The sequence below is a fragment of the bacterium genome (assembly GCA_035308905.1).
GTDB lineage: Bacteria > Sysuimicrobiota > Sysuimicrobiia > Sysuimicrobiales > Segetimicrobiaceae > DASSJF01.
In genome coordinates, this window is the sequence record DATGFS010000023.1 from 66,645 (window position 1) to 93,171 (window position 26,527).

The window sequence follows — 26,527 nt, forward strand, 5'->3', positions numbered from 1 at the left end:
CGTGGCGCGTCTCCGCCGCGACGAATACGTGCGCTCGCACGCGCTGGGGAACGACTATCTCGTCGTCGATCCCCGCACGTTCTCGGTGCGGCTGACGCCCGAGCGGATCCGCGAGATCTGCGACCGCCACCAGGGCGTCGGGTCGGACGGGATCCTGACGCTCGAGCGCAGCCGGCGGGCGGACGTCGGCCTCCGGATCTTCAATCCGGACGGCAGCGAGGCCGAGAAGAGCGGCAACGGCATCCGGATCTTCGCGAAGTGCCTGTGGGATCACGGCTATCTGCGCCGCCGTGCGTTCTCGATCGAGACGAAGGGCGGGATCGTCGGGGTGACCCTCGACGTGCGCGGCCGCGCCGTCCGGTCGATCACCGCGGAGATGGGGCGGGCGACGTTCCGCAGCGGGGAGATTCCCGCGACGGGGCCGGATCGCGAGATCGTCGGCGAGCCGGTCGAGGCCGCGGGCGAGCGGCTCCTGATCACCGCGGTGTCGGTCGGCAACCCGCACTGCGTCGTGTTCGTCGACGATCCGGCGGCGGTCGATCTGCCCCGCCTCGGGCCGGCCTTGGAGCATCATCCGATGTTTCCGAACCGCATCAACGTCCAGTTCGTGCGCGTGGACTCGCCCCGCAAGGTCACGATCCGGATCTGGGAGCGCGGCGCCGGCGAGACGATGGCGTCCGGCAGCAGCTCGAGCGCGGTCGCCGCGGCCTGCGTCCGGCAGGGTCGCACCGGACGCGACCTGGCGGTGCACAGTCCCGGCGGGGTGCTCCGCGTGGAAGTGGGCGCGGACTACGCGCTGCGGCTCACGGGGCCCGTCGAAGAGGTCTCGCGCGGGACGCTGAGCCCGGACCTGCTGAGCCGGCTCCGGCGCGGGCGTTCACGACCATAGCCGCCGGGTGGAGGTGACGTGATGGCGCGCATTCTGTACACGGTCCTCGACGGGCTCGGGGATCGGCCGGTCCCGGCGCTCGGGAACCGCACCCCGCTCGAGGCGGCGGCCGTGCCGTTTCTCGGGGCCCTGACACTCGACGGTCGCACGGGCTTGGTGCAGACGGTCGGCAAGGGAATCGCGCCGGAATCGGACGTCGCGGTGATGGCGATCCTCGGCTACGATCCATTTAAGTACCACACCGGCCGGGGGGTCTTCGAGGTGGTGGGCTCGGGGATGCGCTTTGCCGACGGAGACCTCGCGCTGCGCGGCAACTTCGCCACGGGCGGCGAGGGCCGGACGATCGTGGACCGGCGCGCCGGCCGCAATCTCACGACGGACGAGGCGCACGCGCTCGCGGATGCCGTGACCCGCGGGGTGCGGTTCTCGGCCGCGCCGGCCGAGGTTGAGGTGCGCGGCAGCGTCGCCCATCGGGCCGCGGTGGTGATGCGGCGCCGCGGCGGCCGCCTGTCGGCCAAGATCTCCAACACCGATCCGGCCTATGCCCGCGTCGAGGGTCTCGGGGTCGCGCGGGAGCACGCCGGCAACGAGGTCGAGGTCTGCGAGCCGCTCGACGAGAGCGAGGAGGCCAAGGTGGCCGCCGCGCTCGTCAACGAGTTCACGGAGCAGGCGCGGCGGATCCTCGACGCGCATCCGGTCAACGCGCGCCGCCGGGCGGACGGCAAACCGCCGGCCAACCTGATCCTCGTCCGCGACGCCGGGGATCACGCGCCGCAGCTGCCGCCGATCGCGGAGCGGTTCGGGGTGCGGTTCGGCTGTTTCGTGGAGATGCCGGTCGAGCGCGGCATCGCGGAACTGACCGGGATGCAGGTGATTCCGGTGCCGCCGAGCGGCGAGGACAAGGAACGGGTCTACCGAGAGTGGGCGCAGACCGCCGCGCGGGAGTACAAGAACTTCGACGGCCTCTACATGCACCTCAAGGGGCCCGACGAGCCTGGACACGACGGCCTGGCCGACGCGAAGCGCGCCGTGATCGAGCTGATCGACCGCGCGTTCTTCGGGACGCTCTTGGAGCACGTGCCGCTCGACGATGTCGTGATCGCGGTGACCGCCGACCACGCGACGCCGGTCACGCTCGGCAGGCACTCCGACGATCCGGTGCCGCTGCTCGTCGCGGGCGACGGTATCGAACCCGACGGGACGCGCGTCTTCAACGAGAAAGCCTGCGCGAAGGGCGCGCTCGGCACCCTCAAGGGGACCGATCTGATGCCGCTGTTCGTGCGGTTGGCGCGCGGCGGCGCCTAGGGGCTGCGAGCGGGTGCGATCAGGCGCGCTCCGCCAGCACCACGCACTCGACGTGATAGGTGTGGGGGAAGAGGTCGAGCGGCTGCGCATGCCGCACGACGTAGCCCTCGGCGATAAGCTCCCGGAGGTCCGGGGCGAGCGTCGTCGGGTTGCACGACACGTAGACGATCCGGGGCGCGCCCGCGGCGGCGATCTTGCGCATCACCCGGCCGCCCGCGCCGGAGCGCGGCGGATCGAGGATCAGCACGTCGGGCCGCCCGGCCCGTTCCACCAAGGCCGGTAACGCCAGCCGCACGTCGCCGCTCGCGAACTCCGCGTTGGCGATCCGGTTCAGGACGGCGTTGTCGCGGGCGGCGTCGATCGCCGGGGCGACGATCTCGATCCCGTAGACCCGCGCCGCCCGGCGGGCCAGCGCCAGCGAGAACGTGCCCACCCCGCAATAGAGGTCGAAGACGGTTTCGTCTCCGTGCAGGTCTGCGTCTGCCTCCACCACGCCGACGAGGTGCTCGGCCTGCGCGGTGTTGGTCTGGAAGAACGTTTCGAGGCCGATGCGGAACGTCAGGCCGGAGAGCACCTCGCGGATGTAAGGCTGTCCGGCGACGATCGTGACGTCGGTGAGCGGCACGCCGTCGGACGGTCCGGCGTTGACCCCGTGCGCGACGCTTGCGATCTCCGGCACGACGGCCAGCAGCCGGTCCGCGAGGCCTCGCAGTCCCGGCACCTCACGCGCGGTCGTGACGAGGGCGACCATCACCTCGCCGGTGCCCTTGGCCTCGCGGATCACGACCTGCCGCAGCATGCCCGTGCGGCTGCGCGGATCATAGCTCGACAGTCCCGACGTCCGTGCGAACGCGTCGACTTCCGAGAGAACGATATTGGCGCGCGGGGACTCGAGGTAGCATGTTTCGATGGGGACGATCTTGTCGAACGCGCCGCGCCGGTGCAGGCCCAGGCCGTCGGGATGAAACGAGAACTCCATCTTGTTGCGGTAGTACCACGGCGCCGCCATGCGGACGATCGGTCGCACCTCGACGTCGCGAAGCCCCCCGAGATGGGCGAGGCTTTCCCGCACAATCGCCTCTTTGGCCGCGGCCTGGGCGTCGTAGGTGACGTGCTGCCAGATGCACCCGCCGCACGGCCCGAAGTGCGGACAGGGCGCCGCCGTGCGGACGGGCGACGGGGATTCGATGCCGAGGAGGTCGGCCTCGCCGAAGCCGGCCTTCACCCGCCACAGCCGCGCGCGCACCCGATCGCCGGGCGCCGTATCCGGGACGAAGACGACGAAGCCGTCGAGCCGGCCCACGCCGCGGCCGCCGTAGGCGAGCCGGTCGATCGTGAGGGTGATCTCGTCGCCGCGGCGGGGCCGCGTCGCTGCCACAACCATCGCGAGCCATCATAGCAGACGCGCGAAGGGGATATAGGTAAGTGCATGGGCACCGGTCCGTTGCGCGGGCCCCGTGCGCGCACCCGGAGAAGGACCGGTCGGAGGTGAGGCCGCGTGGCGACACGACGCCGCACGGCGGTGGTGTGCGTGGTCGCGACGGCGATGCTGCTGGCGGCGGGCGCGGGAGGCTCGTCCGCCGCGGGGAAGCTCGGCGGGACCGTGAGCGTCCTCGGCACCTGGGGCGGGTCGGAGCTCGACAGCTTCAACGCCATGGTGAAGCCTTTCGAAGACCGCACGGGCGCGCACGTCGAGTTCCAGGGCACGCGGGATCTCAGCGCGGTCCTGCAGACTCGCGTCCAGGGCGGCAATCCGCCCGACGTGGCCGGGCTGCCGAACCCGGGCGCGCTTCCCGCCCTCGTGCGGTCCCACGCGCTCAAGCCGCTCGGCCGCGTCCTCGACATGACGCGCCTCGCGCGGGAGTATCCGGCGACGTGGCGCGACATCGGCCGGGTCGGCGGTGAACCCTACGCGATCGTCGTCAAGACGGCCCTCAAGGGGCTCGTCTGGTACGACCCCAAGACGCTTGCGGCCGAGCACGTCGCATTGCCGCAGACGTGGGCGGACATGCTCGCGATCACCGACCGGCTGGCCGGCCGTGGCACGAGCGCGTGGTGCCTCGGCCTCGGCAGCGGCGCGACGAGCGGCTGGCCGGCCACGGACTGGATCGACATGCTGCTGCTCCGCGCGGCCGGTCCGGCGGCGCACGACGCGTGGGTGCAGCACAAGATCACGTGGGACGCGGCGCCGGTGCGGCAGGCGTGGGAGCAGTTCGGGCGCATCGCCGCGAACCCGAAGTACGTTTACGGCGGCCCGCAGGCCGTGCTCGCGACCGATTTTGGCGAAGCGCCGTTCCCGATGTTCGCCAAACCGCCGCGCTGTCTGTTCCACCTCCAGGCGACGTTCATCGAGGACATCATTCAGAAGCAGTTTTCGTGGATCCGTCCCGGCGCCGACCTCGCGTTCGTGCCGATGCCGCGGATCGCGCCGCCGTACGCCGGGGTCGCGCAGATCGCGGGCGACGTGTTCGGCATGTTCCACGACACGCCGCAGGCGCGGGCGCTCATGCGGTACCTCGTGTCCGCGGAGGCCCAGGCGATTTGGGTGAAGCGGGGCGGAGCGCTGTCGCCGAACAAGAGCGTGCCGTTCGACGCCTACCCGGACGTGCTCAGCCGCCGGGCGGCGGAGCTCCTGGTGCGCGCGCCCGCGGCCCGCTTCGGCGCGGGCGACATGATGCCGCCGGAGATGACGGCGGCGTTCTATAAAGGGACGCTCGACTACGTCGCCCATCCGGATCAGCTGCGGGCAATCCTGGCACATCTCGAAGCCGTCGCGCGGGACGCCTACAAGTAGCCGGTGGGCACGCTGCTGCTCGCCGCGATCGCGCTGGCCGGCGCCCCGGCCGCGTCGGTAGCCTACATCCTGGCCGCCGAACTCGTGCTCGGCCGGCTGCCGGTCCGTTCGCGGCGGGCCCTGCGTCCGTGGGTCTGGCTGGCGCCGGCGCTGGTGTTCGTCGCCGTCTTTCTCGTCTACCCGACGCTCGACACGGTCGTGCTGAGCGTGCGCGACGCGACCGGCGCCGCGTGGATCGGGCTCGCCAACTACGTCTACGCGTTCGAGAGCCGAGAGGCGCTGATCGCGCTGCGCAACACCGTCGTCTGGCTGGTTCTCTTCACCGGCGTGGTCGTGGCGGGGGGCCTCGGGATCGCCGCGCTGGCGGAGCGCGTGCGATACGACGCCGCGGTGCGGGGCATCGTGTTCCTGCCGATGGCGCTGTCGTTCACGGCGGCGGGGGTGATCTGGAAGTTCGTCTATGAGTTCCGCCCGGCCGGCGCGCCGCAGATCGGCCTCATGAACGCGGCGCTCGGCGCCCTGCTGCCCGGCTTCGAGCCGCGGGCGTGGCTGGTCGGCGCCCCCTGGAACACGCTGTGTCTCATCGCCGTCGGCGTGTGGACCTGGGTCGGATTCGCCACGGTCGTGTTCGCCGCCGCGCTCAAGGCCGTGCCGGCCGAAATCGTGGAGGCCGCGCGCGTCGACGGCGCCGGCGAGTGGCGCGTGTTCTTGAATATCACGCTGCCGCTTCTCGGGCCGACCACCGGCGCGGTCGCCACGGCGATGGTCATCACGGCGCTCAAGGTCTTCGACGTGGTCTACGTGATGACGAGCGGCAACTTCGACACCGACGTCCTCGCGACGCGGATGTATCATGCGCTGTTCGTGGATCAGCAACTCGGCCGGGCGGCCGCCCTGGCGGTGATCCTGCTCGCCGCGACGGTGCCGGTCATGGCGGTCAACCTCCGCCGCCTGCGTCAATGACATCTTTGCCGGCGAGTCCGCCGGAGGCGGTCCGCCGGCGCGGCGACGCCGTCCGCTGATGCGCATCCTTCGCCGCGCCCCGGTGCACCTCGTCCTCTGGCTCATCTGCGCGGTGTGGCTCGCGCCCGTCGTGGGGCTGTTCGTCAGCTCGCTCCGCCCGGCCTCAGACGTGGCCGCGAGCGGCTGGTGGACCGTGTTCCGGCACCCCGCGTTCACGCCGGCCAACTACCGCGACGTGCTCACGGCCCAGGGCCTCGGCGCCGGGTTCTTCAACAGCATGGTCATCGCGGCGCCGGCGACGGCCATCCCGCTCTTGATCGCCGCATACGCCGCCTACGCGTTCGCGTGGATGGCGTTTCCGGGACGCGGCGCCCTGTTCGCGCTCATGGTGATGCTGCTGGTCGTCCCGCTGCAGACGACGCTCGTCCCGGTGCTGCGGCTCTTCACGGCCGCCGGGCTGACGGGCACATTTCCGGCGCTGTGGCTGGCGCACACCGGGTACGGGCTGCCGCTGGCCGTGTTTCTGCTGCGGAACTTCATCGGCGGGCTGCCGCCGGACGTGCTGGACTCCGCGGCCATCGACGGCGCCGGCGCGGCGCAGACGTTCTTTCGCGTGGTGCTGCCGCTGTCGCTGCCGGCGGTCGCCTCGCTCGCGATCTTCCAATTTCTCTGGGTGTGGAACGACCTGCTCGTGGCGCTCAGCTACCTCGGCGGGCGGCCGAGCGTGGCGCCGCTCACGGTCACGATCGCCGGTCTGGTGAGCTCGCTCGGGAGCGGCTGGCACCTGCTCACGGCCGCGGCGTTCGTCTCGATGGTGCTGCCGCTCGCCGTCTTTTTCACGCTGCAGCGGTACTTCGTCCGCGGGCTCGTCGCCGGCGCCGTGAAAGACTAGCGTAGGGTAGACGGCTTGACGGCCCACCGTCCCCGGCCCATAATGTGGTTGTTTGATGGTCCGACCACTGGGCCAGATCGGACCGGCTCAGTCCGGGGGCGATCGCCATCGCGCCAAGTACCGCGTCACCCATCCAGGCCGATCTTGGTCCCGTCAGGAAGACCAAGGTCTATGCCGAGGTCGCCGCGCAGATTCAGCGCCTGATCGCCGAGGGACGTCTCAAGCCCGGCGACAAGCTTCCCCCCGAACGTGAACTGGCGGAGATTTTCGGCGTCAGCCGCAGCTCCGTCCGCGATGCGATCCGCGTGCTCGAGGTGCAGGGACTCGTCGAGCCCCGGCATGGGGACGGCACCCTCGTCCGCGAGATTCCGATCGATCGCCTCGTCCGGCCGCTCGCCGACGCGCTGACCGCCGGCAAGGACCGCCTCGCCGATCTGTTCGACATGCGCAAAATGCTCGAACCGCCGCTGGCTCGGGCCGCGGCGTTCCGGGCGACGGACGACGACGTGCGCGCGCTCGAGCAGATCGTGGAGCGCCAGACCCGGCGGGTCCGGGCCGGCGAACTCGCCCTCGAGGACGACAACGAGTTCCACTACCGCATCGCCACGGCCGCCAAGAACCAGGTCGTGCTGCGAACGATGGACGTGCTGATGGACCTGCTGCGCGACAGCCGCGCGCGCTCGCTGCAGGGTCCCGGCCGCGCCGAGAAGTCCCTCGAGGGCCATCGCCGGATACTGGACGCGATCCGCCGGCGGGATCCCGACGCCGCGGCGCAGCGCATGCGCGGGCACATCGAGGAGATCGAAGGAACGCTGTTTCCGGAGAGCCGTGCGGCAGGAGGCCGCGAAGCGGCCGGAGGTCCTGCGCGAGACGGGACAGAATCGCCGGCGGGTTCCCGAGGATGACGCGTCGGTAAGCAGCAGCGAGGAGGCAGGGGATGGGACGCACCATTTCGGTCGAAGTGATCTACCGGGGGATTTTTCAGACCAACCTCGCCAAGAACATCTGCCGCGGCATCGTGCTGGCGGCCCGTAAGGAAGGCAAGATCGGCATCGCATTCGGCCGCTACGGCGACTCGCCGCAGCGGAACGGCATTCCGGCGAAGAACTTCGCGATCGTCTCCCCGGACGAGGAAGAACTGCAGCTGAGCATGGCGCAGTACGAGCCGGCGGAGACCGACATCACGATCAACCTCGACGACATGCTCTGCAAGGGTGTGGAGTCCTGGGCGTGGTACGGCCTGCAGCCGATCAACGAGAAGGTCCGCGAGGACGCGGTGCTGCTCGTCACCTCGACGCTGCCGCCGGCCGAGCTGGTCAAGTTCTGCCACACGAAGAAGACGCCGTACCGTCTCGCGGTGCTCCCGGCGCTCCCGAGCTTCTCCGGCCTGTGGGTCTACAAGGACGACCACACGGACGCGCGGGTGCTCGGCGCGCTGCCGAAGCTGTGCCCCGACCTCGTGAGCCTCGACGCGATGCTGGCCGCGGTGAAAGAAGAGTGGAAAGACGAGCTCAAGGTCGCCTCCGCCCGCCGCGCGTACGAGTCCGTGACGACGCAGACCGTCCGGGCCGGCGAGGGCAACCCCGAGGTGCCGTACAGGTTCGACCTGCCGGGCTGGACGAAGATGCGCGAGGGCGTGACGATCGACGGCATGACCCTCGGCGAGCCGATCAAGTTCGGCGACCAGATCGGCGGCTACCGCCCGGCGCGCAACCCCTACTTCAAGAAGTACTCGACCCGCACGATGCGCCCGGTCATCGACTTCGACAAGTGCATCAAGTGCACGCTGTGCTGGCTGCAGTGTCCCGACTCGTGCTTCGACGTGACGCCCGATCAGACGTACGACCTCAACGCGGAGGCGTGCTGCGGCTGCGGGGTCTGCGAAGCGGTCTGTCCGGTCGACGACTGCGTGACCATGGTCAACGAGCAGGCGTTCACCGACAACAAGAGCCAGTGGGAGGCCTACAAGACCGACAAGAAGGCCTACGCAAAGTGGGTCGAGATCAAGATCAAGGACCGGCCGGAGCGCTCGCACGGCTTCCGGTACAAGGGTCAGTACCAACAGCAGGTCGCCCAGGCGGGGACCGGGACTTCCGGAGGTGAGGAGTAGTGGACGCGGAAAGCGCAACGGCCGTCCGGACGGCGGTCGCCGAGCAGGAGGCGCTGATCAGCGGCAGCGAGGCCGTCGCGGTCGCTTCCAAGCTCGCGGACGTCGACGTCATTACCGCGTACCCGATCCGGCCGTACGACACGATGATGCAGTTCGTGGCGAAGCAGATCGCCAACGGCGAGCAGGACGCCGAGTACATCGTCGCGGAGAGCGAGCACAGCCAGTTCGAGATCGCGAAGCACGCGAACGTCGTCGGCGCCCGGACGCTGTGCGGTTCGAGCGGCGTCGGCTGGTGCTACGCGTTCGAGGCGATCGCCGTCACGCCGGCGCTGCGCCTGCCGATGATCGCGATGGTCGGCAACCGCGCGCTCGACGATCCCGGCTCCTTCGGCACGGAGCACAACGACGCTCTCGCGGCGCGCGATCTCGGCTGGATGCACATCTGGGTCGATAGCGCGCAGGAGGCGCTCGACACCACACTGATCGCCTATCGGGTCGCGGAGGACCGGCGCGTGTATCTGCCGTGCGCGATCAGCACCGACGGCGCGTTCCTCACCCACTCGCAGTCGCTCGTCAAGATCCCGCCCAAGCAGTGGGTCGACGAATTCCTGCCCAAGTACGACCGCAAAGACCTTCGCCTGCATCCCGACAACCCGATCACCATCGCGCCGCAGGTCAACGAGGATTGGCTCATGGAGATCCGCCGACAGACCGACCAGGCGATGCGCAACGCGAGCGCCGTGATCGAGGAGGCGTACAAGGACTTCGAGCGGATCTTCCACCGCCGGGTCGAGAACCCGTTCTTCGAGGAGTACATGACCGACGACGCGGAGCTCGTCCTCGTCGGGATGGGTACCCTGTCGATGCCGGTCAAGGTCGCGATCCGCAAGATGCGCGAGAAGGGCCAGAAGGTCGGGTTCGTGCGCATCCGGTGGTTCCGGCCGTTCGACTATGCCCGGCTCGGCGCGTTGCTCTCGCGCTTCGCGGCGGTGGGCGTGGCCGACCGCGATTTCTCGATGGGCTCGCCGTACAACAGCGGCGTCGTCGCGAACGAGGTTCGCGCGGCGATGTACAACCAGCCGAAGCACCCGCCGGTCGTGAGCTTCATCACGGGCCTCGGGGGCCGCGAGGTCACGATCCCCGGCGTCCGCGAGATGTTCGACCATACCCGCAAGGCGGCCGAAGCCGGCGTAGCGCCCAACGACACGATCTGGATCGGCGTGCGCGCCTGAGCGGCGCGCGCAAACAGGAGGGGTTGACCAATGGACAGTCCTGAACTCGCGGCGATGCCCGTCCCGGTGCTCGAGCCGATCAAGGGCGTCAAGCGGGCGCCGCTCGAGGAGTACTTTACCTCCGGCCACCGCACGTGCCAGGGGTGCGAGTCGGCCCTGGTCATGAAGCTGATGGTGAAGGCCGCCGGACCGCGCACCGTGGTGCTCGGCAGCACGGGCTGCATGTACGTCGCCAACACGACGTACTACAGCACGCCGTGGGTTGTGCCGTGGATGCACACCCAGCTCGGCTCGTCGGGCTCCGCGGCGGTGGGCACCGCGGCCGGCTACACGGCGCTGATGCGCAAGGGCCGGATCAAGCAGGAGCCGATCAACATCATCTCGTTCTGCGGCGACGGCGGCGGAGCGGACATGGGCCTGTCGGCGATCTCCGCGGCGCTGCAGCACACCGACTACAACCATCTGATTCTGCTGTACGACAACGAGTCGTACGCCAACACCGACATCCAGGTGTCCGGCAGCAGCCCCTACGGTGTGCACACGACGTTCTCGCCGCCCGGCAAGGCCAAGCGGATCCTGCACAAGCGCTGGAAGAAGAACATGGCGGCGATGCTGGCGGCCGGGCACTCCGAGTGCAAGTACGTCGGGACGGTCGACGCGTCGTACGCGGTGGACTTCATGAACCGCATCCGGAAGGCCCTCAGCATCGGCGGGCCCACCTTCATCCACTCGCTCGACCCGTGCCCGAAGGGCTGGGACTACGACCCGATGCTCTCCCACGAGCTCGGCGAGCTGGCCGTGCTGACCGGCGTGTGGCCGCTCTTCGAAGTCGAGAACCACGTGCTCAAGATGTACGGCAAGAGCAAGGCCATCGTCGAGGGGCGGCAGAAGCGGCTGCCGGTGCGGGACTACCTCTTGAAGCAGGGCCGCTTCGCGCACTTCACGGAAGACGACATCGACTACTTCCAGGCCAAGATCGACGAGATGTGGACGAAGTGGCTGGTGCCGGGCGTGCTGCCGTTTTCGACCGACGTGTTGAACGACCAGCCGCCTGCTTAGGGGGCGCCGGGCAGGGCGCCGGTCCGCACGGCTAGGGGGACCGCGCCGCACAATCGAATAGCGCTGCGTGACCGCGTGATCCGAAGTGACGCGAAAGCGACACGAGGTGATCGCATGATCGGGGCCTTCGAAGGGCTTCTGCGCGACGTCCGGATGGACCGTTTCATCCGGGCTCGACGGGGGCCCTTTGATTTTCTTCCGCCGCGCACGACGCGCTCGGTCCGCATGCTCCGGGGGCACCTACGCTGCAGGCGAAGGGTGGTGGACTCATGAGTACCGCGGCAGCCGACCACACGCAGGAATGGATGCTGAAATACCGCTGGTGGATTCTCACGGCGGCGGTGATCGCGCAGATCCCGAACGCGAACCTCCAATACGCGTGGACGCTCTTTCCCACGCATCTCGTCAAGGACGGGCTCGGGAAGCTCAGCGCGGTGCAGGGAGTCTTTGCGCTGTTCGTGCTGCTGGAGACGTGGCTCGTACCGGTCGAAGGCTGGCTGGTCGACCGGATCGGGCCGCGCCTGCTGACGATCGTCGGCGGCGTCCTGATCGGCGTCGCCTGGGTTATGAGCGCCCAGGTAAGGACGCTCGGGGAGCTGCTGTTCTGGTACGGCGTGGTCGGTGGGATCGGCGGCGGCATCATCTACGGCGCCACGATCGCGACCGCGCTGAAATGGTTCCCCGACAAGCGCGGGCTCACGGCCGGGCTGGTGGCCGCGGGGTTCGGCGCGGGCGCCGCGCTCTCGGTCGCGCCGATCGAGAACGTGATCAACCACGCCGGCTGGCGCGCGGCGTTCTTCCAGTTCGGCATCCTGCAGGGCGTCATCGTCGTGCTCGCCGCGCTCTTCCTGCAGGCGCCGCCGGAGACGTTCAAGGTCGCCGGGATCATCAGGAAGGTGTCCAGGCACGTCCGGCAGGCGGTCACCGACAGCACCCCCGCGCAGATGCTGCGCACGCCGCACTTCTACGTGACCTACGTGATGATGATGCTGGTCGTGGGCGGCGGGCTGATCCTCACCGCGCAGCTGGGGCCGATCGCCAAGTCGACCGGCGTCGACAAGACAATCGTGATGTGGGGGTTGACCGCGCTCGTGCTTGCGCTGCAGGTCGACCGCGTCCTCAACGGCATCACGCGGCCGATCTGGGGCTGGGTGTCGGACCACATCGGACGCGAGAACTCGATGTTCATCGCCTTCGGGATTCAGGGGTTCTCCATCCTCTGGCTGCTCACGCTGCTCAAGAACCCGGTCGGGTTCGTCGTCGCCTCGGGCGCGGCGTTCTTCTTCTGGGGCGAGGTGTACTCGCTCGTGCCGGCGCTGGTGGCCGACCTCTTCGGGCGCAGGTACGCCGCGACGAACTATGGACTGATGTACACGGCGAAGGGGTTCGCGTCGATTTGGGCGGGCCCGCTCGCGGCGATGCTGTTCGAGGCCCAGCACACCTGGACGCTCGTGTTCTACATCGCGGCGATTGCGAACTTCATCGCCGCGTTGATCGCGCTGTTCGTCCTGAAGCGCCTGCCGATGCCCGGGGCGGCCGCCGCCCCATCGAGGATGATGCCGGCCACCGCCGGCGGCGGCGGGTAACGTCCGGCGCACTGTGCCATGCCGACGAGGGGGGCCGGACGGCCCCCTTCGCCTTGACAGGCCGCGGATCGATTGTTAGTTACTAGAGTGACCATGACGCGGATGCGTTCGGCGTACAACCCTCGTCGATGTATCTGTCCTGCGCGGAGGCCGGAGTAGCCTTCGCCGGGACCGACGTTCTCCTGTCTGTCCCTCGGTTCGGCGGGTTTCGAAGGCACACCAACATTCCGGTCTCCGCCTTTCTCGTGTGAGGGGACAGGCCGCCCGTCCGGCGCTGCGCGCCGGGGACGGGCGGCCGGCGCACGCCTTCATCCAAAACAGGGAGGGTTTGACCGATGCCACAGGGCTACGCGCACGACGTGTTGGTGGAGACCGGCTGGCTCGCCGAGCATCTCGACGATCCGGCCGTGCGGGTCGCGGAAATCTCGGAAGACACGACGCTGTACGGCCAGGGGCATATTCCCGGCGCCGTGCACTTCAATTGGCAGACGCAGCTGCAAGATCCCGTCCGGCGCGACTGGATCGATCAGGAGCAGATCGAGACGCTGCTCGGGGCGCACGGCGTCGGCAACGACACGACGCTCGTCCTGTACGGAGACAAGAACAACTGGTTCGCCACGTACACGTTCTGGCTGTTGAAGATGTACGGCGCGGACAATCTCCGCGTGCTGAACGGCGGCCGCGCGAAGTGGATCGCGGAAGGGCGGCCCGCCGTGACCGACGTCCCGTCCCACCCCAAGGCGCGCTACGAGGCCAAACCCGCCGATGCGTCGATCCGCGCGTTTCGCGACCAGGTACAGGCCGCGCTCGGCAAGTCGGCGCTCGTCGACGTGCGGTCGCCCCAGGAGTACAGCGGCGAGCTGATCGCGATGCCGGCGTACCCGCAGGAGGGCGCGCAGCGGGGCGGCCACATTCCGGGCGCGCAGAACATCCCGTGGGGCCAGAACGTGCGGGAGGACGGGACGTTCAAATCGGCGGAAGAATTGAAGAAGCTGTACGAGGGCAAGGGCGTCACGCCCGACAAGAACGTGATCGCCTACTGCCGGATCGGCGAGCGCTCCTCGCTGACCTGGTTCACGCTGAAGTATCTGCTCGGCTACCCCGCCGTCCAGAACTACGACGGCTCGTGGACGGAATGGGGCAGCCTCGTCGGGGTGCCGATCGAAAAGCCGGCGCTCCGGCAGGCCAAGGGCTGACCGGCTCGGACACGGCGGGCGGCGCGGGGGCCGCAGCGGCCGCCCCCGCGCCCGTTCCCGACCGCGCGCGCCTTGTTTGACGCTCTCGAAGCAGGCCTGCTAGAATCGCCGTGATGTCGCGGTCAGCGGCCCGTCCCGAAGACGAGCGCGAGTTCGTCAAAGAGATTCCCTCCAAAGCCGAGCACTTTTCCGACTGGTACACCGCCGTCGTGCTCAAGGCGGAGCTTGCCGACTACTACCCGGTGCGGGGCTGCATCGTCGTCCGGCCGTACGGCTACACGATTTGGGAATTGATCCAGGCGGGCCTCGACCGCCGCTTCAAGGCGACCGGTCACACCAACGCCTACTTTCCGCTGTTCATCCCGCGGAGCTTCCTCGAGCGCGAGGCAAAGCACGTCGAGGGCTTTGCGCCCGAAGTCGCATGGGTCACTCACGGGGGCGGCGAGGAGCTGAGCGAGCCGCTGGCCGTCCGCCCGACCTCCGAGACCGCCATCGGACACATGTACGCGCGCTGGATCCGGTCGTACCGCGACCTGCCGGTCCTCATCAACCAGTGGTGCAACGTGGTGCGCTGGGAGAAGGCGACGCGCCCGTTCCTGCGCACGATGGAGTTCCTGTGGCAGGAGGGCCACACCGCCCACCGGAACGCGGAAGAGGCCGAGGCGGAAGCCCGCCAGATGCTCGAGGTCTACCGCGACTTCGCCGAGACCGACGCGGCGATCCCGGTGCTGTCCGGCCGCAAGCCGGAGAGCGAGAAGTTTCCCGGAGCCGAGCGGTCGTACACGATCGAGGCGCTCATGCCGGACGGCCAGGCGCTGCAGTCCGGGACCTCGCACGACCTCGGCCAGAATTTCGCCCGCGCCTTCGACATCAAGTTTCTGGACAGCGACAACGTCGAGAAGTACGCGTACACGACGTCGTGGGGCGTGAGCTGGCGGATCCTCGGCGGGATGATCATGGTGCACGGCGACGACCGCGGCCTGGTGCTGCCGCCCGCGCTCGCCCCGTTTCAGGTGGTCGTGGTGCCGATCCTGAGCGGGCCGAAGCGCGACGACGTCCTCGCCGCGGCGCGGGATTTGACCCGCCGCCTCAGCGCGACCGTGCGCGTCCGGCTCGACGACCGGACCGAGGTGACGCCGGGCTGGAAGTACAACGATTGGGAGATGCGCGGCGTCCCGCTGCGGCTCGAGATCGGGCCGCGGGACCTGGCGCAGCAACAGGTGGTGCTGGCGCCGCGGGCCGGCTTCGATAACATGGTTGCCGGCGAGTCCGCCGGCAGGCGGTCCGCCGGCGGCGCCAAGCAGTCCGTGCCGATCAGCGGGCTCGAGCAGTCGCTGCCGGCCGCGCTCGCCGCGGTGCGCCAGGCCCTGTTCGACCAGGCGAAGCGGTACCTTGACGCGCACATCGTCGCGGCCGCGTCGCTTGCGGAGCTGGTGGAAGCGGTCGCGACCCGCCGCGGCTTCGTCCGCGCGGTGTGGTGCGGGACGGAGGCGTGCGAGCAGTCGATCCGTAAGGCGAGCGGCGCGTCGCCGCGGGTCATCACCGAGGAGCCCGCGGACGGACCGTGCCTCATCTGCGGCGCGCCGGCAAGGGAAGTCGTGTACTTCGCCCGCGCGTATTGAAGTGGCCCACGCGCCCACCCGCCGGCTCGTCCTGATTCCGATCGCGGCGGCGTGCGCCGCCGCGGCCATCGGCGCGACCGTGCTGTGGATGCGGCCTCCGCACACGATCTCGAGGAACACCGGCCCGGCGATCGTCATCGGCGAACCGGGCAGCCCCGTTCCGCCGGGTCTCGGTCCCGGCGGGTCCGGCGCGACGGGAGAGGTGAAGCCGGCGCCGGCGCCCGCGTTCTCGCTGACCGTCCTCTCGCCGGGCGCGCCGCCGTCCTCCTCCGCGGTGCAGCCGGGAACCGCCGCGCCGTTCGTCGTCCCCGCCGCGGGCGGCCGGCTTTCGCTTTCGGCGCTGCGGGGGCATCCCGTCGTCGTCAATTTTTGGGGGTCGTGGTGCGGACCGTGCCGGGCGGAGATGCCGCTCCTCGTGAAGGCCGCTCATGCGTACGCGTCGCGCGGCGTGGTCGTCGTGGGCTTCGATGTCGACGACACGCCCGCCGAAGCGCGCCGGTTCTTGGACCAATACCATGTCGACTATCCGATCGTGACGGTGCCGGACGACCGGCTGCCGCGCGCGTACGGCGTGATCGGACTGCCGACGACCGTGTTCGTCGACGCCTCCGGGATGATCCGCGCCCGGCAGCTCGGCGGTTTCGTCGGCGCCGCCGGCGAACGCACGCTCACGCAGCGCCTCGACGCGCTGCTGGGCGGGACGGGCCGATAGCGCCCGCCGCGCGTCTTAGCGCAGGGAAGTTCCGCGCCGCCGTCTAACATCGTATCCCGGTAATCCGCGCACGGCATGCGTGTGCCAATCCTCTCGTCGTGATCGGGGGTGAACGATGTCTTCGCGCTCGCTGGCGGGGGCGCTGCTTCTCATGTGCGCCGGCGTGACCGGGTGCACGGGGCGGCAGATCCAGTCGATGCGCGAACATCCGGCCGAGACGCCGTCGGGACCCACGGCGTCGGTGTCCGCCAAGCCTTGGACGGGTCCGGCCGTCGTGGCAAACAGTACGTACCCCAAGGACATCAACGCGGCGCGGCCGGAGCCGCCGGCCCAGTACGCGTCCATGAAAGACCCCCTGCCCCCGGCACCGGACAATCTTGCCAAGGGCAAGGAGCTGTTCAACGCCAACTGCGCGCCGTGTCACGGGCCCAACGGTGCCGGGAACGGGCCCGCCGCGGCCTCGCTCAATCCGAAGCCCGCCGACTTCCAGACGCCGATTCACGCCAAACTGCCCGACGGCTATTGGTTCTGGCGGCTCTCGGTGGGCGGCACGGTGTCTCCGTTCAAGGACGTCGGCTCCGCGATGCCGCCCTGGGAGGGCGCGCTCACCGAGCAGCAGCGCTGGCTGATCATCCTCTACGAGCACACCTTCTCAGAGCATAAGTGACGCCCGCCGATCGCGCGCCGGCTGGTTCGCCCGAGCCGGGCAGGCCGGACGCGGTGGCGCGCGTGCGCGCCGCGCTGGCCGCGGCGGGCGTAGAGGTCCGCATCGTCGAGTTCGCCGAGAGCACGCGCACCGCTCACGACGCCGCGCGCGCCCTGGGGACGTCCACCGGACAGATCGTAAAGTCGCTCGTGTTCTTGGCCGACGGCCGGCCCGTGCTCGTGCTGGCCTCCGGCGCGAACCGCGTGGACACGGCGAAGGTCGCGCGGCTCGCCGGCGCCGCGCGCGTTGAGAAAGCCAGCGCGGACGCGAGCCGCGACGCGACCGGCTTCAGCATTGGCGGTGTGCCGCCCGTCGGCCACCGCAGCCCGCTGCCGGTCTTTGTGGACCGAGTCTTGCTGACGTACGATGTCGTCTACGCGGCCGCGGGAACTCCGCACGCGGTCTTTCCCATCGAGCCGCCGGCGCTGGTCCGGGTGACCTCCGGTACGGTCGGCGATATCGCCGAGTAACCGCCGACCGCCGGCTACCCTGCCGTGGCCCCCGTGGCCGCGGCGCGCGACGCATATTCGGCGCGCCGCAATGCCGCCGCGGGGACGAAGCCGGCGAGTGCGATGGCGAGGCCGAGGAGCCAGACCAGCGTGAAACTCCGCGTCGCGTCGAGCACGTAGCCGAAGAGCACGCCGGAGATCGTCGACGCGATCTGGCCGACGGCGAGGTTGAGCGACACCGCGACGCCGGCCCGGTGAATGCCGAACAACTCCGTCGTGAGCGTCGTCAGGACCGGCAGCGTCAGCGCGAGCCCCGTCCCGGCCAACACCGTGCTGACGGCGACGCCGGCGGCGCTGCGGACGCCGGCGAGCAGCGCGAACGACGCGACCAGCACGCCGAAGCCCGCGAGAATCACCGGCGTCCGCGCGCCGATGCGGTCGGAGAGATTGCCCGCGACAGGCGACGCCGCGAGCAGCGCCACGTTGACGACCGCGACCAGGCCGCCCGCGGCCGTGCGGCTGAACCCGAACGCGTTCGCGAGATAGGTCGGTAGCCACGCCGTGATCCCGTACGCGCTGAACAGCGCGAGGAACACCGAGCCCGAGAGCGCGAGGAAGGTGGGTTGTCCGGCGATACCGCCGATCTGGCGATGCGCCGGCTCCCCGCCGCTGCGCGGTGAGGCGCCGGCCGGCAGCCACACGGCGCCTCCGGCCAGGACGGCGGCCGTCGCGGCCGCCAGCGCGAGGAACGCCGCGGGAATCCCGGTCCATCCGCTCATCAACGGCATAAGAAAGAGGCCCGCCACCATGCCCGCGCCTGCGCCCGACTGCAAAATCCCCATCGCGGCGCCGCGGTTCCGGGCGACACCGAGCATCAGCTTGACCGTCGATGAATAGAGGGCCGCTCCGCTGAGCCCCATCAAGAACCGCAGCGCGAGCGCCGGCACGTAGCGTCCGGTGAGCGCAAAAGCGGCGGAGGTTGCGGTCATGCAGGCGAGGCCGGCGATCGTGACCCGCCGCGCCGGCATGTTGTCCGCGGCGAGCCCCGCGGGAATTTGCGCGAGGACGTACCCAAGCAGGTACGCCGACAGCAGCCCACCGACGCCGGCGTAGTCGACGTGGTAGGCGGCGCGCAGATCATTGAAGAACGGGACGACGTCGATCCGCTGCGCGTTGGCGATGAAGAAGACGCCCCACGCCGCCGCGGCCGTCCACAGCGGCGCGCCCATCGCGCCGCCTTCAGGCCTGGACCTAGGCGTAGGCGTCGTAGATGGCGCGGCCTACTTCTGCGATCGCGAGACGTCCTTTGAGGTCGTCCGCCAGGTCGCGGGTAAAGACGCTGACGACAACCGGTCCCGTCTTGGTGTAGAGCACGCCGGCGTCGTTGCTGACCCGCGTCAGGGAACCGGTCTTGTGCGCCATTTCGACGCCGGGCGGCAGCAGCAGCGGCAGCCGGTCCCGGACCTGCTGCCGGCGCATCAGGTCCAGCATCAGCCGGCAGGCCTCCCGCGGCACCGGACCGTCCCTGCCGCCTTCGAGGGTCGGCCGCACGATCTGCTCGATCAGGAGCCCCATGTCGCGCGGCGTCGTCATGTTCGCACGCTCGTCGTGGTACACGCGGGCGTTCCAGTCGAGCTCCCGCCGCCGCAGGCGCTCGGCGGCGAGCCGGCGGGTTTCCGGCGTGTCCGGGGCGTCCGCGAGGCCCACGAGGTCGCGCAGCAGCCCGCGGCAGCCCATCGTGACGGCGGTGCGGGTCAGCCCGCAGGCGGCGATCCGCGCGTTCACGGCGTCCGCGCCGACGAGGTCGAGCAGGATGTCGGTCGCGGTGTTGTCGCTGACGATGATCATCAGCATCGCCAGATCGCGGACGGTGAAGCGCGTGCCGGCGGACAGCTCCTTCAGGACGCCGGAGCCCGGCACTTTCATCTCGTCCGCGAGTGTGATCTGATCGTCGAGCGAGCGCGCGCCCGCGGCGACCTGCGACATCAGTTCCGCGAGGAGCGGCACCTTGAAGACACTGGCCATCTGGAACGGCCGGTCCGCCTCGAGCGCGGTCGTCTCGCCGCCGGTGAGGTGGTGGACGTACACGCCCATCGTGCCGTCCAGGCGCGCGGCGATGCGCCGGAGGCGGGAGAGCAACGCGGCCGGCGCGCGGCCGGCGACGCGCGATTTGGCGGCGCGCGATCCGGTGGCGCGCGATCGGGAGGTCCGCGATCTGGACCTGCGCGTTCCGCCCGTGGGTCGCCGCCTGGTTGTCGTGGCCATGGTGCCGTCTTCGTCTCCGGATCGCCTTGCTCCCCCGGCGGCGCCCCGTCTCGCGCAGAACCTCCGGCCGCCATTGCTGGCGGCCTCCTGCCCGTGTTATAGTGTCTCCACAACTGAAGAGAACACGCCACGGACCTTCGGGGCAGGGTGAGCCGGGGGATCAGCGCCGCAAGGCGCGCCCGGCAATTCCCGATCGGCGGTACAGCCCGCGAGCCGGCACAGCCGGCACGATCTGGTGTGATTCCAGAGCCGACGGTACAGTCCGGATGAGAGAAGGCTGTTTGGCCTGATCTAGACGGGTGTGGTACGCCCCGGGGGCGCTGTGTCTTTCCTCGGGGTGTTGTTTTTTGGCGGACACGGATCGCGAGACCGGCGACGAAACGTACATGCGCGAGGCCCTGACGCTCGCGGCCAAGGGAGCGGGGACGGCCAGTCCCAATCCCATGGTCGGCGCGGTCGTGGTCGCCGCCGGCCGTGTCGTCGGGCGCGGCTACCACCCGAAGCCCGGCGAGCCGCACGCGGAGATCTTTGCGCTGCGTGAGGCCGGCGCGCGCGCGCGCGGCGCGACACTGTACACGACGCTGGAGCCGTGCGCGCACACCGGGCGCACGGGTCCGTGCACCGAGGCGATCGTCGCCGCGGGCGTCCGGCGCGTCGTCGCCGCGATGGTCGACCCGGATGCGCAGGTGCGGGGCGCCGGCCTCGCGCGGCTGCGCGAGGCCGGCGTGGAGACGGCCGTCGGCGCGGGTGAAGCCGAGGCCCGGCGTCTCAACGAGGCGTACATCACGCACCGCACGACCGGCCTGCCGTTTGTCACCGCGAAATGGGCGATGACGCTCGACGGGCGGATCGCCACCCGGACCGGCGACTCGCGCTGGATCTCCAACGAGGTCTCGCGCGCGCACGCCCACCGGGTCCGCGCGGTCTCCGACGCCGTCCTGGTGGGCGTCGGCACGGTGCTGCGGGACGATCCGGCGTTGACGGCGCGCACCGGCGACTCGGCGCCCAACCGTGGGCCGGGACGGCCGCGCCGCGTCGTGCTGGACAGCCGGCTGCGGATGCCCCGCGACGCGCGGGTGCTGGCCCGCGACGGCATCCCGGTCATCGTCGCGACGACTCGCGCGTCGCCGGCGGCCGCGCGCCGGGCGCTCGAGGATCGGGGGGTCGAGGTGCTCGTCTGTGACGGCGCCGGCGAGCGCGTCGACCTTTCCGCGGTGCTTCACGAGCTCGGCGCGCGCGGCGTGCTGAGCCTGCTGGTGGAAGGCGGCGCCGCGGTACACGGCGCGTTCATCGAGGCGGGATTGGTCGACAAGGTGCTGGCCTACGTCGCGCCGGCGGTCGTGGGCGGCGGCGGGCCTGCCGCGAGCGCCGGCGCCGGTGTTGCGGCGATGGTGGACGCGCGCCGCCTCCGGACGGTCGAGGTGCACCGGTTCGGCGGCGACGTGCTGATCGAAGCATACGTGGAACGGGGGTAGGGCGCCGGCCGATGTTCACGGGAATCGTCGAAGGAATGGGGCAGGTTCGCGAGATGCGGCGGGACGCGCGCGGCGTCCGTTTGGTCATCGACGCGGGCGCCGCGTTGAACGGCGAAGCCCTCCGCGCGGGCGACAGCGTGGCGGTGAACGGAGTGTGTCTCACGGCCGTCACGTTCGAGCGCGGCGCCTTCGCCGCGGATCTGTCGCCGGAGACGCTCGCGCGCACCACCCTCGGCCGGCTGGCTCCGGGAACCTCGGTCAACCTCGAGCGTCCGGTGCCGGTGACGGGACGGCTCGGCGGGCACATCGTACAAGGCCACGTGGACGGCGTCGGCCGCGTCGTGGCGCTGCGCGAGGTTGCGGAGGCACGCCGCCTCGAGATCGCGGTCGCGCCGGATCTCGCCCGCTACATCGCCGACAAGGGATCGATTGCCGTCGACGGGGTGAGCCTGACCGTCGCCGGGTGGGCGGGAAACCGCTTCGGGGTGGCGCTGATCCCGCACACGTGCGAGGTGACGACCCTCGGATCGCTCGAGCCGGGGCGCGAGGTCAACCTTGAGGTCGACATTCTTGCGAAGTACGTCGAGCGGCTGGCCGGCGGGCTCCGGCCGCGCCGCGCGCGTCGCGCAGGCGCGCCAGAAAGGCCGCCCGCCGCTCGGCGGCGGCCGGGCAGACGGCGCCCCCCTCGGGGACTAGCCGGCGGTATGCGCCGGCGTCGGAAGGCGGTGAGGAAGTAATGGTCGAGACGGCCATCGCGGCGATTCGTGACGGCGGATTTGTCATCGTCGTCGACGACGAGGGCCGCGAGAACGAAGGCGATCTGGTCATGGCAGCGGAGTGCGCCACCGCCGAGAAGGTGAACTTCATGCTCACCCACGCGCGGGGACTGGTGACGGTGCCGCTCTCCGCGGAACGTGTGGAAGCGCTCGACCTGCCGCTCATGGTTTCCCACAACACCTCCCATGAGGGCACCGCGTTCACAATTTCGGTGGGTGCGAAAGAGAAGATCTCCACGGGCATCTCGGCGGCGGATCGCGCCGCCACCATCCGGGCGCTCGTCGATCCATCCACGCGGGCGGAAGATCTCTCGCGGCCGGGCCACGTGTTTCCGCTGCGCGCGACTCCGGGCGGGGTGCTGCGCCGCGCGGGACACACGGAGGCCGCAGTCGACCTCGTGACGCTCGCCGGCCGCCGGCCCGCCGGGGTGTTGTGCGAGATCATGAACGAGGACGGGACGATGGCGCGCCTGCCGCAGCTGCAGGCGTTCGCGCGGCGGCACGGCCTGCCGATCATCTCGGTGCAGGATCTCATCCGCTACCGCGTGCGGCAGGACCGCTTCGTGCGCCGGGAAGGTGAGACGCGGCTCCCGACGACGTTCGGCGAGTTCCGGGCCGTCGTCTACGAAAACACGCTCGACGGCGCGAGCCATCTCGCGCTTACCCGCGGCGATCTCTCCGGAGACGAGCCGGTGCTCGTGCGCATGCATTCGGAATGCCTCACCGGCGAGGTGTTCGGATCGCTGCGCTGCGACTGCGGGGAGCAGCTGCACGCGGCGCTCGCGGCGATCACCCGCGAGGAGCGCGGCGTGCTCGTCTATATCCGGCAGGAGGGCCGCGGCATCGGCCTGACCAACAAGATCCGCGCCTACGCGCTTCAAGATACCGGCCGCGACACCGTCGAGGCGAACGAGCTGCTCGGCTTCGCGCCGGATCCGCGCAACTACGGGGTGGGGGCGCAGATCCTCATCGACCTCGGCCTGCGGCGGATCCGCCTGCTCACCAACAACCCGGCCAAGCGCGTGGGACTGGAAGGGTACGGCATCGAGGTCGTCGAGCGCGTGCCGATCGAGGTGCCGCCGAACCCGGAGAACTACCGCTATCTCTCGACGAAGCGCCACAAGCTCGGACATCTGCTGTCCATCGACTAGGGCGGACATGGCGGGACGGCGCGAAGACGAGGGCAGGCCGGACGGCCGCGATCTGCGGGTTGCCGTCGCCGTCAGCCGGTTCAACGACCGGATCACGCGGCGGCTGCTGCAGGGGGCGCGGGAAGGGCTCGCGCGGTGCGGGGTGAGCGAGGAGCGGATCGACGTCGAATGGACGCCGGGCGCCTGGGAGCTGCCCGTGCTCGCGCAGAGCCTCGCGCGCACCGGCCGCTACGACGCGATCGTCTGCCTCGGCTGCGTCATCCGCGGGGAGACGACGCACGACCGGATGATCGGCGTGGGGGCGATGACCGGCCTCGCGCGGGTGGCGCTCGACGAGCAGGTGCCGGTCACCCTCGGCGTGCTCACCGTGCACACGATGGCCCAGGCCGAGGAGCGCAGCGGCGGCGCCCACGGCAACAAAGGCGAAGACGCGGCGCTGGCCGCCGTCGAGATGGCGGCGCTGCTGCGACGCGTGCGGGGGGGCGGGGCGTGAGCCGGCATGAGGTGCTCTTCGAGAACGCCGTCGTCCACACGGGCGATCCGGAGACGCCGCGCGCGGCGGCGTTCGTCGCCCGCGGGGAGTGGGTCGTCGCGGTCGGCGAGCACGCCGCCCTTCGCGACGCCTTCCCGCACGCCCGGCGCGCGGACCTCGGCGGGGCGACGGTGCTTCCGGCCTTCACCGACAGTCACATCCATCTTGCCGCGGTTGGGCTCGCCATGCGCAGCGTCGATTTGAGCGGCGCCCGGTCGCTGCGGGACGCCGCGGCCACCGTCGCGGGCGCGGCGCGCGCGGCGCCGCCCGGGGCGTGGCTGCGCGGGCGCGGCTGGGACAAGAACCTGTGGCCGGAGGGCCGCTTTCCCGCGCGCGCCGATCTCGACCCCGTGACAGGCGGCCGGCCCGCGGTCTTCCGCAGCAAGGACGGCCACGCGGCGTGGGTCAATTCCGCCGCGCTCGAGCGCGCGGGCATCGGCGCCGGCACGCCGGATCCCGAAGGCGGCGTGATCGTCCGCGACCCGGCGACCGGCGAGCCGACCGGCCTCCTGACCGAGCGCGCGATCCACGCGGTGACGGACCTCGCGGAAACGGCGTCCCCGGAACTGCTGGAGCAGGCGATTGAGGACGCCACGCGGGCCGCGCACCGCGCCGGGATCGGCGCGGTGCACGTCGTCGAGGACGGCGACGTCTTCGCGGCGTTCCAACGGCTGCGGGCGCGCGGCGGCCTCGGCGTGCGCGTCTGCATGGCCATTCCCGAACACTCGCTCGACGCCGCGATCGCCGTCGGCCTGCGAACGGGGTTCGGCGATCCCTGGCTGCGCGTGGGCGGCGTGAAGATCTTTGCGGACGGTGCGCTCGGCCCGCAAACCGCGAGCATGCTCGAGCCCTACGAGGGACAGCCGGAAAACCGCGGCGTCGTGGTCCGGACGCGCGAGCAGCTGCGGGATCTCGCCGCCCGCGCATCGTCGCACGGCATCGCCGTTACGGTGCACGCCATCGGGGACCGCGCCAACCGGTGGGCGCTCGACGCGATCGAGGCGGCGCCGGCGGACTCGCGGCGCCACGGCCTGCGCCACCGGATCGAACACGCGCAGGTGCTCCATCCGGACGACCTTCCACGGCTCGCCCGGCTCGGCGTCACTGCGTCGATGCAGCCGATTCACTGCACGCAGGACCGCGACATCGTGGACCGTTACTGGGGCGACCGGGGCCGGCACGCGTACGCGTTTCGCTCGCTGCTGCGGGCCGGCACGCATCTTGCCTTCGGGTCGGACGCGCCGGTCGAGACGCTCGACGTGCTGACCGGGATCTACGCCGCGGTGGCGCGGAAACGCACGAACGAGCCCGAGCGTCCGGCGTGGCGCCCCGACGAGGCGCTCACCGCCCGTGAGGCGGTCGACGCCTATACGGAAGGGGCGGCGTACGCCGCCGGCGAGGAGGACGTGAAGGGGCGGTTGGCGCCGGGCTGCGTGGCGGACTTCGTGGGCCTGTCGGACGATCTCTTCGCGATTCCGCCGGACCGCATTCCCGAGGTGCGGGTGCGCTTCACCGCGGTGGGCGGGACGGTGCGCTACTCGGAGTCGTCGACCTCGTCCTGATCCGCCGCGACGTCGGTCTCCGCGTCGTCGTCGATCCAGATGTCCGGCCCGGGGAGCGTGGCGGCGTCGCCGTCCTCGTCCTCGCTCTCGATGCGGGTTTCTTCCTGCGAGCCGCACTCGGGGCACTCGTACACGAGCACTTCGCCGACGTCGTCGGCCGTGATCAGTTCCATCTCTTCCTGGCACTCGGGGCACACGCGCGTCAGGGGAATCGCAGCCCGAACGTCATCGCGATGGAATCGATCGCTCATGACGCCGGTCATCTTCGGTGGGCCGGTTGCACCTCCTCCTCAACGCGGCGGGACCCGGACGCCGTCCGGGTCCCGCCCACTCGGGTGTCGCGGCGCGCCGCGTCAGCGGTTGAGGATGCCGAAGTGATCGGCGCGCTTCGTGATCACGTCCCAGTCGAGGTTCTTGAAGAAGGCGTCGATGTACGAGGCCTTGCCGGTGCCGTAGTCGATAAAGTAGGCGTGCTCGAAGCAGTCGAGCGCCACGAGCGGTGTGCAGTTCCAGATCGGATACGTGTTCTGCTCGTCACCGATGTAGTTGAGGCAGGCGCCGGTGTCCCAATCGTAGGCGAGCCACGCCCATCCGCGGGCCGCGATCGCGGTGGCCTTCAGCTCGGCCTGCCAGTTCTCGAACGACCCGTACGCCTTCTCGAGTAGCTGCAGCGTCTTGCCGGACGGCTTGCCGCCCTTGCCGCCGAGATGCTCGAAGTACAGCTCGTGGTTCTTGACGCCCCCGACGGCGCGCGTCAGTTCGACTTTGAGCTCGCGGAGCTCGGAGTAGGTCGGATTGGCTTTGGAGAGGTCGACCTGGCCGCTGGCGAGACGGTCCAGGATCTCGTTGGCCTTGCCCACGTAGCCCTGATAGAGTTTGTAGTGCTCTTCCATCGTCTTCTTGCTGATGCCGGTCAACTCGACGTCAAACGACCGAAACTTCTTGGCCTCGTACTTGGCCATTCACTGTTCCTCCTCTCGGGATATCTGGCGAACTGCCGATCCGAAAGCCGGCTCGGGGTCACTGGCGGGACGCCTCCGGCTTACGCCGTCGGCAGTCTGTAGAGCGGACGGTTTCATTATAGGCCGCGGTGCGCGCCCCGGGCAACCCCGTGTACTGGTCCAGTAGATCCGACTACACCAGCCTCCAAATTCATCGCTGAGCCGCCTGCCATTGAGCGAGGTACTCGTTCGGAGTGAGGTAACCGAGCGCCTGGTGCGGCCGGACGTTGTTGTAGGTCTCCTCCCAGCG

General features: G+C 70.3%; 25 protein-coding genes and 1 riboswitch. Of the genes, 20 read left to right on the top strand and 5 right to left on the bottom strand.

What is annotated here, in order from left to right:
• The first annotated feature begins 1 nt into the window (after nt 1).
• Both dapF and VKT83_06655 read left to right on the top strand, forming a co-directional pair.
• Entirely contained in the window at nt 2-889 is an 888-nt protein-coding gene (dapF, locus tag VKT83_06650) for a diaminopimelate epimerase (GenBank protein HLY22133.1), read from the top strand.
• 21 nt (nt 890-910) lie between these two features.
• Nucleotides 911-2,194 carry an alkaline phosphatase family protein gene (locus tag VKT83_06655; GenBank protein ID HLY22134.1) on the top strand — a complete coding sequence of 428 codons (1,284 nt, stop codon included), beginning with the start codon at nt 911-913 and terminating at the stop codon, nt 2,192-2,194.
• A 19-nt stretch (nt 2,195-2,213) separates the two neighbouring features.
• Here VKT83_06655 and rlmD read toward each other — a convergent pair whose 3' ends face one another.
• Nucleotides 2,214-3,578, bottom strand: coding sequence for a 23S rRNA (uracil(1939)-C(5))-methyltransferase RlmD (rlmD, locus tag VKT83_06660; GenBank protein HLY22135.1), 1,365 nt, complete (start codon nt 3,576-3,578; stop codon nt 2,214-2,216).
• Nucleotides 3,579-3,692: 114 nt separating this feature from the next.
• Between rlmD and VKT83_06665 the strand changes: the two genes are divergently transcribed.
• The 13 genes from VKT83_06665 to VKT83_06725 all read left to right on the top strand — a co-directional run bounded on the left by VKT83_06665 (nt 3,693) and on the right by VKT83_06725 (nt 17,536).
• Complete coding sequence (locus VKT83_06665; GenBank protein ID HLY22136.1) at nt 3,693-4,988, top strand: ABC transporter substrate-binding protein; 1,296 nt, start codon at nt 3,693-3,695, stop codon at nt 4,986-4,988.
• A 3-nt stretch (nt 4,989-4,991) separates the two neighbouring features.
• A complete protein-coding gene (locus VKT83_06670) occupies nt 4,992-5,951 on the top strand; it encodes a sugar ABC transporter permease (GenBank protein ID HLY22137.1) in 960 nt (319 codons plus the stop codon).
• A 58-nt stretch (nt 5,952-6,009) separates the two neighbouring features.
• A complete protein-coding gene (locus tag VKT83_06675) occupies nt 6,010-6,843 on the top strand; it encodes a carbohydrate ABC transporter permease (protein HLY22138.1) in 834 nt (277 codons plus the stop codon).
• Between the two features lie 131 nt (nt 6,844-6,974).
• Nucleotides 6,975-7,748 (top strand): FadR/GntR family transcriptional regulator, encoded by a 774-nt coding sequence (locus VKT83_06680; protein HLY22139.1) that lies wholly within the window; start codon nt 6,975-6,977, stop codon nt 7,746-7,748.
• 32 nt (nt 7,749-7,780) lie between these two features.
• Nucleotides 7,781-8,953 (top strand): 4Fe-4S dicluster-binding protein, encoded by a 1,173-nt coding sequence (locus VKT83_06685; protein HLY22140.1) that lies wholly within the window; start codon nt 7,781-7,783, stop codon nt 8,951-8,953.
• Nucleotides 8,953-10,185, top strand: a complete 1,233-nt coding sequence (locus VKT83_06690; GenBank protein HLY22141.1) for a pyruvate ferredoxin oxidoreductase — start codon at nt 8,953-8,955, stop codon at nt 10,183-10,185. The genes VKT83_06685 and VKT83_06690 overlap by 1 nt, the downstream gene beginning before the upstream one ends.
• Before the next feature lie 30 nt (nt 10,186-10,215).
• Nucleotides 10,216-11,244: a thiamine pyrophosphate-dependent enzyme gene (locus VKT83_06695; protein ID HLY22142.1), complete on the top strand. Its 1,029-nt coding sequence runs from the start codon at nt 10,216-10,218 to the stop codon at nt 11,242-11,244.
• A gap of 269 nt (nt 11,245-11,513) precedes the next feature.
• Nucleotides 11,514-12,830, top strand: a complete 1,317-nt coding sequence (gene oxlT / locus VKT83_06700) for an oxalate/formate MFS antiporter (protein HLY22143.1) — start codon at nt 11,514-11,516, stop codon at nt 12,828-12,830.
• A 335-nt stretch (nt 12,831-13,165) separates the two neighbouring features.
• Nucleotides 13,166-14,026: a sulfurtransferase gene (locus VKT83_06705; protein HLY22144.1), complete on the top strand. Its 861-nt coding sequence runs from the start codon at nt 13,166-13,168 to the stop codon at nt 14,024-14,026.
• A gap of 113 nt (nt 14,027-14,139) precedes the next feature.
• A complete protein-coding gene (gene proS / locus VKT83_06710; GenBank protein ID HLY22145.1) occupies nt 14,140-15,648 on the top strand; it encodes a proline--tRNA ligase in 1,509 nt (502 codons plus the stop codon).
• Between the two features lies 1 nt (nt 15,649).
• Nucleotides 15,650-16,360 (top strand): TlpA disulfide reductase family protein, encoded by a 711-nt coding sequence (locus VKT83_06715; protein HLY22146.1) that lies wholly within the window; start codon nt 15,650-15,652, stop codon nt 16,358-16,360.
• Nucleotides 16,361-16,475: 115 nt separating this feature from the next.
• Entirely contained in the window at nt 16,476-17,027 is a 552-nt protein-coding gene (locus VKT83_06720; GenBank protein ID HLY22147.1) for a cytochrome c, read from the top strand.
• 53 nt (nt 17,028-17,080) lie between these two features.
• On the top strand, nt 17,081-17,536 hold the full coding sequence (locus VKT83_06725) for a YbaK/EbsC family protein (protein HLY22148.1): 456 nt from the start codon (nt 17,081-17,083) through the stop codon (nt 17,534-17,536).
• Between the two features lie 14 nt (nt 17,537-17,550).
• Here VKT83_06725 and VKT83_06730 read toward each other — a convergent pair whose 3' ends face one another.
• Nucleotides 17,551-18,744, bottom strand: coding sequence for an MFS transporter (locus VKT83_06730; protein ID HLY22149.1), 1,194 nt, complete (start codon nt 18,742-18,744; stop codon nt 17,551-17,553).
• A gap of 22 nt (nt 18,745-18,766) precedes the next feature.
• Nucleotides 18,767-19,654, bottom strand: coding sequence for a serine hydrolase (locus VKT83_06735; GenBank protein ID HLY22150.1), 888 nt, complete (start codon nt 19,652-19,654; stop codon nt 18,767-18,769).
• A gap of 255 nt (nt 19,655-19,909) precedes the next feature.
• Nucleotides 19,910-20,062, top strand: a riboswitch (FMN riboswitch).
• 65 nt (nt 20,063-20,127) lie between these two features.
• Between VKT83_06735 and ribD the strand changes: the two genes are divergently transcribed.
• From ribD to VKT83_06760, 5 genes are read left to right on the top strand one after another with little or no spacing between them, the layout of a single operon-like run.
• Entirely contained in the window at nt 20,128-21,255 is a 1,128-nt protein-coding gene (gene ribD, locus VKT83_06740) for a bifunctional diaminohydroxyphosphoribosylaminopyrimidine deaminase/5-amino-6-(5-phosphoribosylamino)uracil reductase RibD (protein HLY22151.1), read from the top strand.
• An 11-nt stretch (nt 21,256-21,266) separates the two neighbouring features.
• Nucleotides 21,267-21,992, top strand: a complete 726-nt coding sequence (locus VKT83_06745) for a riboflavin synthase (GenBank protein HLY22152.1) — start codon at nt 21,267-21,269, stop codon at nt 21,990-21,992.
• Nucleotides 21,992-23,182, top strand: coding sequence for a bifunctional 3,4-dihydroxy-2-butanone-4-phosphate synthase/GTP cyclohydrolase II (locus VKT83_06750; protein HLY22153.1), 1,191 nt, complete (start codon nt 21,992-21,994; stop codon nt 23,180-23,182). Before VKT83_06745 ends, VKT83_06750 begins: the two co-directional genes overlap by 1 nt.
• Before the next feature lie 7 nt (nt 23,183-23,189).
• Complete coding sequence (gene ribH / locus VKT83_06755) at nt 23,190-23,675, top strand: 6,7-dimethyl-8-ribityllumazine synthase (protein ID HLY22154.1); 486 nt, start codon at nt 23,190-23,192, stop codon at nt 23,673-23,675.
• On the top strand, nt 23,672-25,276 hold the full coding sequence (locus tag VKT83_06760; GenBank protein HLY22155.1) for an amidohydrolase: 1,605 nt from the start codon (nt 23,672-23,674) through the stop codon (nt 25,274-25,276). Before ribH ends, VKT83_06760 begins: the two co-directional genes overlap by 4 nt.
• Here the strand turns inward: VKT83_06760 and VKT83_06765 are convergent.
• Together VKT83_06765 and VKT83_06770 are read right to left on the bottom strand one after the other, a co-directional pair.
• Entirely contained in the window at nt 25,249-25,527 is a 279-nt protein-coding gene (locus VKT83_06765; GenBank protein ID HLY22156.1) for a zf-TFIIB domain-containing protein, read from the bottom strand. The genes VKT83_06760 and VKT83_06765 overlap by 28 nt on opposite strands.
• Before the next feature lie 102 nt (nt 25,528-25,629).
• On the bottom strand, nt 25,630-26,238 hold the full coding sequence (locus VKT83_06770) for a Fe-Mn family superoxide dismutase (protein ID HLY22157.1): 609 nt from the start codon (nt 26,236-26,238) through the stop codon (nt 25,630-25,632).
• Nucleotides 26,239-26,527: the final 289 nt, after the last annotated feature.